Source organism: Amaricoccus sp. W119 (assembly GCF_047275745.1).
Taxonomy (GTDB): Bacteria; Pseudomonadota; Alphaproteobacteria; order Rhodobacterales; family Rhodobacteraceae; genus Amaricoccus.
This window is the reverse complement of record NZ_JBKQWU010000046.1, coordinates 20,357-28,104: the sequence shown is the minus strand read 5'-3', so window position 1 is coordinate 28,104 and position 7,748 is coordinate 20,357. Positions and strand designations below refer to the sequence as shown.

The 7,748-nt window shown below is 67.6% G+C and carries 9 protein-coding genes; 1 reads left to right on the top strand and 8 read right to left on the bottom strand.

Translation table 11 applies throughout. The annotated features are described in order from the left end of the window. The 8 genes from ACLJK8_RS17320 to ACLJK8_RS17285 all read right to left on the bottom strand — a co-directional run. A partial coding sequence (locus tag ACLJK8_RS17320; RefSeq protein ID WP_413151601.1) for an FAD-dependent monooxygenase occupies positions 1-256 on the bottom strand: 256 nt, incomplete at its 3' end. 104 nt (positions 257-360) lie between these two features. Then, positions 361-1,326, bottom strand: coding sequence for a VOC family protein (locus ACLJK8_RS17315; RefSeq protein WP_413151600.1), 966 nt, complete (start codon positions 1,324-1,326; stop codon positions 361-363). A 12-nt stretch (positions 1,327-1,338) separates the two neighbouring features. Next, positions 1,339-1,911 (bottom strand): NADPH-dependent FMN reductase, encoded by a 573-nt coding sequence (locus ACLJK8_RS17310; RefSeq protein ID WP_413151599.1) that lies wholly within the window; start codon positions 1,909-1,911, stop codon positions 1,339-1,341. 10 nt (positions 1,912-1,921) lie between these two features. After that, on the bottom strand, positions 1,922-2,719 hold the full coding sequence (locus ACLJK8_RS17305) for an SDR family NAD(P)-dependent oxidoreductase (RefSeq protein WP_413151598.1): 798 nt from the start codon (positions 2,717-2,719) through the stop codon (positions 1,922-1,924). Positions 2,720-2,737: 18 nt separating this feature from the next. After that, complete coding sequence (locus tag ACLJK8_RS17300) at positions 2,738-3,106, bottom strand: nuclear transport factor 2 family protein (protein ID WP_413151597.1); 369 nt, start codon at positions 3,104-3,106, stop codon at positions 2,738-2,740. Next, the gene (locus ACLJK8_RS17295) at positions 3,103-4,023 is read right to left on the bottom strand and encodes a VOC family protein (protein WP_413151596.1); all 921 of its coding nucleotides are present in this window, start codon (positions 4,021-4,023) and stop codon (positions 3,103-3,105) included. Before ACLJK8_RS17295 ends, ACLJK8_RS17300 begins: the two co-directional genes overlap by 4 nt. A gap of 50 nt (positions 4,024-4,073) precedes the next feature. Beyond that, positions 4,074-4,898 (bottom strand): fumarylacetoacetate hydrolase family protein, encoded by an 825-nt coding sequence (locus tag ACLJK8_RS17290; protein ID WP_413151595.1) that lies wholly within the window; start codon positions 4,896-4,898, stop codon positions 4,074-4,076. 89 nt (positions 4,899-4,987) lie between these two features. Then, positions 4,988-5,689 (bottom strand): GntR family transcriptional regulator, encoded by a 702-nt coding sequence (locus ACLJK8_RS17285; protein ID WP_413151594.1) that lies wholly within the window; start codon positions 5,687-5,689, stop codon positions 4,988-4,990. 220 nt (positions 5,690-5,909) lie between these two features. On the opposite strand from ACLJK8_RS17285, the gene ACLJK8_RS17280 reads away from it, so the two are divergent. Beyond that, the gene (locus tag ACLJK8_RS17280) at positions 5,910-7,685 is read left to right on the top strand and encodes an FAD-dependent oxidoreductase (RefSeq protein WP_413151593.1); all 1,776 of its coding nucleotides are present in this window, start codon (positions 5,910-5,912) and stop codon (positions 7,683-7,685) included. The last annotated feature ends 63 nt before the right edge of the window (positions 7,686-7,748 follow it).

Here is a 7,748-nt window from a genome sequence, read left to right as displayed (position 1 = left end):
CCCGCGCAAATGCCTCGGCTACACATCCCCGGTCGAGGCGTTCCTCTCCGAACTTGGCAGGGACGTCCAGATCCGGTTTGCTTGAGCCGTTGCGCTTCGCGATGGAATCCACCCCGGGCCAGCGCGATACGGTAATGGCCTTGACACCGGCACGGGCCAGAAGAGCGGTCAGGGTCAAGCCCGCGGGGCCGGCCCCGGCGATCAGTACATCGGTCGTCTCGGTGCGTACGGGGTGGTCTCCTCCTGATTGGATCATGATTGGTGAGAGCGCGACGCTCCGTCCGACGGCGGCGGGTCGGCCGTCGTCGGGGGTGGCCGCGCGGGTTGCACGGCGGGATCGAAAGGGGGGTGGTTCAGGCCTCATGCGTCGCCGTCCGCTTCGTAGTTGTGCACGAAGTCGGAGGGCATTTCCGGGCCCCAGAGGTAGATCGAATCCTCGGCCGGATAGTCGCCCGCCTCCCAGTCGTGATCGACGGGGATGTAGTCGATGTCGGCGGAATATTCCGAGTAGCTGCCCCAGGGGTCGCGGACGTAGTGGAAGTAGTTCGAGCCCAGCACGTGCCGGCCCATGCCCCAGCCGCGGGTGAAGCCCTTGTCGGCCATCTGCATCGCGCCCTTGCCGATCTCGTTGATGCCGCCCATGTCCCAGCTGCAGTGATGCAGGCCCGGCGCCGAGGATTTGGCGAAGGCGACCAGATGGTGGTCGGAGCCGTGGATGCCATGCATGAAGCAGATCCCGTCGCCCGAACGGTCCGAGAGACGCAGGCCGAGCGCGCGGCTGTAGAAGTCGATCGCCTTTTGCACGTCCGGCGTGAAGAGCAGCACATGCGCGAGCCGCTTCGGCCGGACGGCCGAGGCCTTCGATCTCTGGGGCGCCGCCGCCACGCCGCCCGGCGTCGAGCCGAGGGAGAAGGGCATCTTCTCGTTCGGCGAGGTCTTCTCGGCGACCTTCACCTCGACCAGCACGCCGAACGGGTCGAAGAACCAGAAGCCGTTCGACTCGACGCCGCGCGGCGCATCGAGAAGCCGTACGCCCTGCTCCTCGATCCGGCGGCGCATCGGCTCGAAATCCTCCTCGAAGACGCCGAAGGAGAGGTGGTTGAGCTTCTTCTTCCCCGCCTCGGCGATGCTCATCCAGCGGTGGTCGGAGCCGAAGGTATAGAGCCCGAGCCCTTCGCCCTCCTCGCGCACGTCGAGCCCGAAGGCGCGGTAGAAATTGTCGGCCACGGTGAGATCGGGCACCGTCAGGTTGAACGTGTCCATCGAATGGATGCCGAGCTCGCCCGGCCGCTTGGTCGGCGCGACCTTTCCGGTAATCGCGGTCATTTCCTCCTCCTCTCAGTTCGCGGCCAGACGGCGGGCCTTCAGCGTGGCGCCCATGTCGGCCAGTGTGTCCAGGGTTTCCGCTGCGGCCTCGATCTGTATCAGGTTGCCGTGGAAGCGGCCTTCGTCGTCGCGTTGCCGGGCGTAGAGCGGGCAGACCACGCCCTCGACCAGCGGCACCATGCGGAGCGCTACGGCGATCCGGCGCAGATCCTCGACCGCGCGGGCGGCGCCGGAGACGCCGCCATAGGCGACGGCGCACATCGGCTTGCCCGCCCATTCGGGCCCGAGATAGTCGAGCGCGTTCTTGAGCGCGCCGGGGATGGCGTAGTTGTATTCGGTCGTCACGAAGACATAGGCGTCGCCCCGCGCGATGATCTCGCTGAAGCGCTTCGTATGCGCGTGGGTATAGCGCTGGAGCCGGGGATGGTTCGGCTCGTCCATCACCGGCAGGGCGAGCTCGGCGAGATCGACGCGCTCGACATTGAACCGCGGGTCCTTGCGCGCGATCGCCTCGAACCATTCGGCGACGGCGAGCCCGCCCCGGCCCTGCCGGACGCTGCCGATGATGATCTGCAGGGTCAGCATGCCGGCCCCCTCAGCGGATGTTCGCGGTCAGCCCGCCATCGACGACGAGTTTCGTGCCGTTGATGTAGGCCGCGCGGTCGGAGGCGAGGAAGGCGACGGCGTCGCCGATCTCCTCGACCCGGCCCCAGCGGCGGGCGACGATGCCCTTGGAGCCGCAGAACTCGGTGAGCCAGTCCTCCTTGGTCTGATCGCCCGCCATGCCGCCGGCCCAGCCCTCGCGCCATTCGGTGCCGATGATGCCGGGAACGACGGTGTTCACCGTGATGCCGCGGTCGGCGAGATCGGCGGCGAGATAGCCGGTCGCGTGGATCACGGCGGCGTTGTTCATCCCGTAGTTCAGCGCCGGCATCCAGGTCATGAGGCCCGAGGCGCCGGTGATGTTGACGATCCGCCCGGTGCCGTCGCTGGCGATCATGCCTTCGAACTCGCGGATCACCCGCAGGATGCCGGTGACCTTGATGTCGATGTCGGCCTGCCAGTCGGCATCGTCCCAGGTGATGGTCCGATCCTGCCGGCGGATCGCCGTGCCGACGCTGGTGGCGAGGATGTTGATGCCGCCAGCCGCCTCGCGCACGGCGGCGGCGGCGGCGCGGACGGAGCCCGGGTCCGACACATCGGCCGTCACCGGGGTCGCGGCGCCGCCGAATTCCGCCGCGATGGCGGCCGCGGTCTCGCCGAGTTCACCCGCGTTGCGCGCCAGCAGGAAGAGGTCGCATCCCTCGGCGGCGAGCGCGCGGGCGATGCCCCGGCCGATGCCCTTGCTCGCACCGACGACGACGGCGGTCCGGCCCTTCAATCCCAGATCCATTTTCCTCCCCCTTTCTTCTCAGCGCGGCAGCGGCGTCGGCTGATAGGCGATGAGCCGCCAGGCGCCGCCCTCCTCGGCCCAGACGGCGAGGAAGGCATTGTCGATCCGGCGGGTCTCGCCGGCCACGACGACCTCCGCGGTCATCCGGCCGCCGATCAGGACTGCGGAGGCCAGATCCTCGGACCATTCCACCCGGTGCTCGACCCGGCGGTAGTCGAAATGCCCGGCCTCCACCCTGGCGAGATAGCTTTCGAACGTGTCGCGGTCGCCCAGCGAATGGCTGTAGCGGAGCCGGGGCGACAGGAGCCCGCGCAGGGCTTCCGCATCGCCGGCCAGCATCGCCGCGGTGCGCGCATCCTCCAGCGCGGCGATGTCCGGGCGTGTCACCCGAGCACCGCGCAGGCGTTGAAATGGGTGAGCCAGTCCTGCGAGGGCAGCTGGCCCCAGCGGTTGACGACCTTGTAGTTCGAGAGATTCTCGCCCGGATCGACGATGCGCGCCTGGAAATGCGGATCGGCGATGATCTCCATCTCGGCGGTGTTCTCCACGAGGAAACCGGCCGCGTCGACGTAATAGGCGAAGATGTTGTCGCCCGCGCCATGCCGCCCCGGTCCCCAGACCAGCGTGCGGTCCTTCGCGTCCAGCACGTCGCCGAGCCGCTTGAAATCGGCGAAATCGGCGAATTCCCAGCTGTAATGATGCAAGCCCCCGCCCTCGGCGGATTTCGCGAAGGCGACCGTATGGTGCCGCCCGTCTCCGGCGCGCATCCAGGCAAGCTCCCAGCCTTCGGTGCGCTCGGTCAGCTTCAGGCCAAGCACCTGCATCATGAGTTGCGCCGAGGTCGCGGGATCGCGCGCGGTCAGGTTGGCGTGGTCGAGATAGCGCGGATGGATCCCCGGCCCGGCATAGCGCGCCGGGCGGTCGCGGGGCATCGGCGTGTGAACCTCGATCACATGGCCCTCGGGGAAGGCGACGCTGACCGCGCGTTCGATGACGGGGAGCGACGGTGTCTCGCTGACGATCGCGAGACCGGCCTCGCGGGCACGCCGCGCCACCTCGTCGACATTCTCCGGATGGAGCGTCTCGAGCCCGACCGCGCGGAGCGACGAATGATCGGCGCGATGCAGGATGAGCTCCGCGTGGCGGGAATTGGACGTGAGCAGCGCCCGGTCAGGCGTCTGATCGACCAGCGCCGCGCCCGCGATCAGCTGGGCGTCCCCACCGCGCCCTCGAGGTCTCCGACATTCAGGGCGACATAGCCCAGGCGATGAACCAGCGGTTCCATGGGGTTTCCTCCAACTCATGTTCTTGCTTCTTGTTGGTCAGGGTGTCTTGTCGGTCAGGGTCTTCTTGGTCAGGCGGCTTCGTCCTCGACCGGATTGGTGAGCGTGCCGATGCCCTCGATCTCGACCTCGACCACGTCGCCGGGCTTCATGTAGAGCTTCGGCTCGCGGGCCATGCCGATCCCCGAAGGCGTGCCGGTCACGATGACATCGCCGGGTTCGAGCGTGATCGCCTCGGAGATGATCGAGATCAGATCCTCGACCGAATGGATCATGTCGTCGGTATTGGCGTCCTGGACGATCTCGCCGTTCAGCCGCGTCTGGATACGCAGGCCCTTCGCGCCCGCCGGCAGTTCGTCGGCCGAGACGACATGCGGGCCGAAGGCGCCGGTGCCGTCGAAGTTCTTGCCGACCGTCCATTGCGGCGACTTGAACTGATAGTCGCGGAGCGAGCCGTCGTTGAAGATCGAATAGCCCGCGACATGGTCGAGCGCCCGGTCCTTCGCGATATGGCGCCCGCGCTTGCCGATGATGGCGACGAGTTCGCCCTCGTAATCGAGATCCTGCGAGACGCGCGGCCGGATGATCGGCGCGCCGTTCGCGATCAGGCTGGTCGTGAAGCGCGGGAAGAGCGTCGGATAGTCCGGCTGCTCGTAGGGCGACTCGCTCGTGTGGTCGGCGTAGTTGAGGCCGACGCAGATGATCTTGCCCGGCCGGGCCAGCGGCGGCGCGGCCTGGACCGCGGTTTCGTCCAGCGCCGGCGCATCCTTCACCTTGTCGGCATGGGCGCCGGACAGGACCTCGACGAGATCCACCGCGCCGAGATCGGCCCAGTCCCCGTCGCGCTCCACGGCGACCCCGGTCGTTCCGTTCCGGTCATAGCTCGCAACTCGCATCGTCGTTCCTCCCCGAATGCATGTGTCGTCCCTTGGATGGGCTGATACATAGGGCAAGATTATCAGACGATCAAGTAGATTTTCGAAAATCAGTCACTGAATGCGCTGTCGCGCAAATCTTCATCTGAAATGATGATCTCGACCGTTCGCGCAAGATGCTTGCGAATCAAGCGGTTGGCCTCTTCCGCGTCGCGCGCCACCACCGCGTCGGCGAGCGCGACATGCTCGCTCAGGTGATCCCGCCCCGCTGACGGATAGTGGTGCGAGAGCTTGCGGTAGCGGTCCGCGTGGTCGGTCAGGAGCTCGCGGTAGAGCAGCAGGCGCGGCGAGTCGCAGGCCGCGACCAGGCTGTCGTGAAAGACGCGGTGCCGCCGTTCCCATTCGGGATCGACATGGCCCTCGGGCGTCAGGCTCTCACGCTTGCCGAGCGCGTGGATCGCCGCGACCACGCCCGCCTCCCACTGGTCGTCGCCGCGTTCGATCGACCGGCGGATGCCGAGCGACTCGGTCTCCTGCCGCATGAAGAGCAGGTCATCGAGATCGGAGCGCGAGATCGGCGCGACGTGAAAGCCCCGGTTCTGCTCCAGCACGACGAGCTTCTCCGCCGCGAGCCGGGTCAGCGCCTCGCGCAGCGGCGACAGCCCGACGCCATAGGTCTCCTTCAGCTCCTCGAAACGCAGCCGCGCGCCGGGGCGCAACTCGCCGTCCACGATATCGGCGCGCAATCGGTCGTAGACCGATCCCATCAATGTCTTGCCACCCTTCAGGGCGGGGCCGCGAGCCATGGTCATCCTGTCCTCCTCCCGGTCGCCCGCGTTCGCGCGGACGCTTTCGTCCTCGCACGAATCGAATGTGATATCAATTTTCGATAATGGCGCGGGCGCCCCACGCGGGCCACGCGGCGGCAGCGCCAGCGGTCAATCGCCAGCATATTCGATGTAAATCTTGATTTTCGAAAATCAGTCGTATATACGATTCGTCAACAAGCAAATCGACCGGAGGAGACGCGGCATGGCGACGCGAATGGAGACCGATGTTCTGATCGTTGGCGCGGGTCCGGCGGGGCTGGCGAGTTCGGCGCTGCTGTCGATGTACGGGATCGAGAATCTCGTCATCAACAAATACGGCTGGCTCGCGAACACGCCCCGCGCCCATATCACCAACCAGGGCACGATGCAGGTCCTGCGCGACCTCGGCATCGAGGAGCGGGCGATGGGGCTCGCCAGCAAGCAGAAGCTGATGGCGAACAACGTCTTCTGCCACAGCCTCGCGGGCGAGGAATTCGGCCGGGTGCTCTCCTGGGGCAACCATCCGGCGCGCAAGGCCGATTACGAGCTCGCGAGCCCGACCGAGATCTGCGACATCCCGCAGACCTACATGGAGCCGCTGCTGCTGGAGGCCGCGGCCTCGCGCGGCGGCAAGATCCGCTTCAACACCGAGTTCCTGTCGCTCGACCAGGACGCCGACGGCGTGACCGCGACGGTGCGCGACCGGCTCTCGGGCGAGGAATTCACCATCCGGGCCAGGTACATGATCGGCGCCGACGGCGCGCGGAGCCTCGTCGCCGAGCAGCTCGGCCTGCCGATGACCGGCGAGATGGGGCTTTCGGGCAGCATGAACATCCTCTTCGACGCCGATCTCTCGAAATACGTCGCGCACCGGCCGAGCGTGCTCTACTGGGTGCTGCAGCCGGGTGCGCGGACCGGCGGCATCGGCGCGGGCGTGGTGCGCATGGTGCGGCCCTGGAACGAATGGCTCGTCATCTGGGGCTATGACATCAGCCAGGGCGAGCTGAAGCTGACCGACGAGGAGGCGATCAAGATCGTTCACCAGCTGATCGGCGACGACACGATCCCGGTGAAGATCCGCTCGACCTCGACCTGGACCGTCAACAACATGTGGGCGACCGAGTTCTCGAAGGGCCGCGTCTTCTGCATGGGCGACGCGGTGCACCGGCATCCGCCGCTGAACGGGCTCGGCTCGAACACCAGCGTCCAGGACGCCTACAATCTCGCCTGGAAACTGGCGGCGGTGCTGAAGGGCGAGGCGGGGCAGGGGCTGCTCGACACCTATTCGCAGGAGCGCGTGCCGGTGGCGGAGACGATCGTGACGCGCGCCAACAACTCGATCAGGGACTACCCGCCGATCTTCGACGCGCTCGGCATGACCTCCGGCGACGAGCCGGCGCGGGTCGAGGAGCTGATGGCGGCGCGCAAGGGATCGACGCCCGAGGCGAAGGCGCAGCGCCGGGCGCTGAACGATGCGATCCGGCGCAAGAACTACGAGTTCAACGCGCATGGGGTCGAGCTCAACACCCGCTATGCCTCGGACGCCGTGGTGGCGGACGGCACGCCCGAGCCGGAGTTCACCCGCGACCGCGAGCTCTACTACCACCCGACGACCTGGCCCGGCGCGCGGCTGCCGCATGTCTGGCTCGACCACGGCGGCCGGCGGGTTTCGTCGATCGATCTTGGCGGCAAGGGACGGTTCGTCCTGCTGACCGGGCCGGGCGGCGAGGCCTGGCGTCTGGCGGCGGCGGCGGTCTCGGCGAGGTTCGGGATCGATGTTCCCGCGATCGCGATCGGCCCGGACGGCAGCGACGCGCATGACATCTACGCCGACTGGTACTACCAGAGCGGCGTTCAGGAAGATGGCGCGATCCTGGTTCGGCCCGACAATTACGTCGGCTGGCGGTGCGACAGTCTGGCGGATGATCCCGAGGCGGCGCTCGCCGAGGCCCTGGGCCAGATCCTCGCAAGAGCGGGAGAGGCGGACCGGGCGGCCTGAACGCGCCGACGCCTACGTGCGCCGCCGCGATGCCGGGCGGGTCGCGCCGCCCGCGGGTGCCGC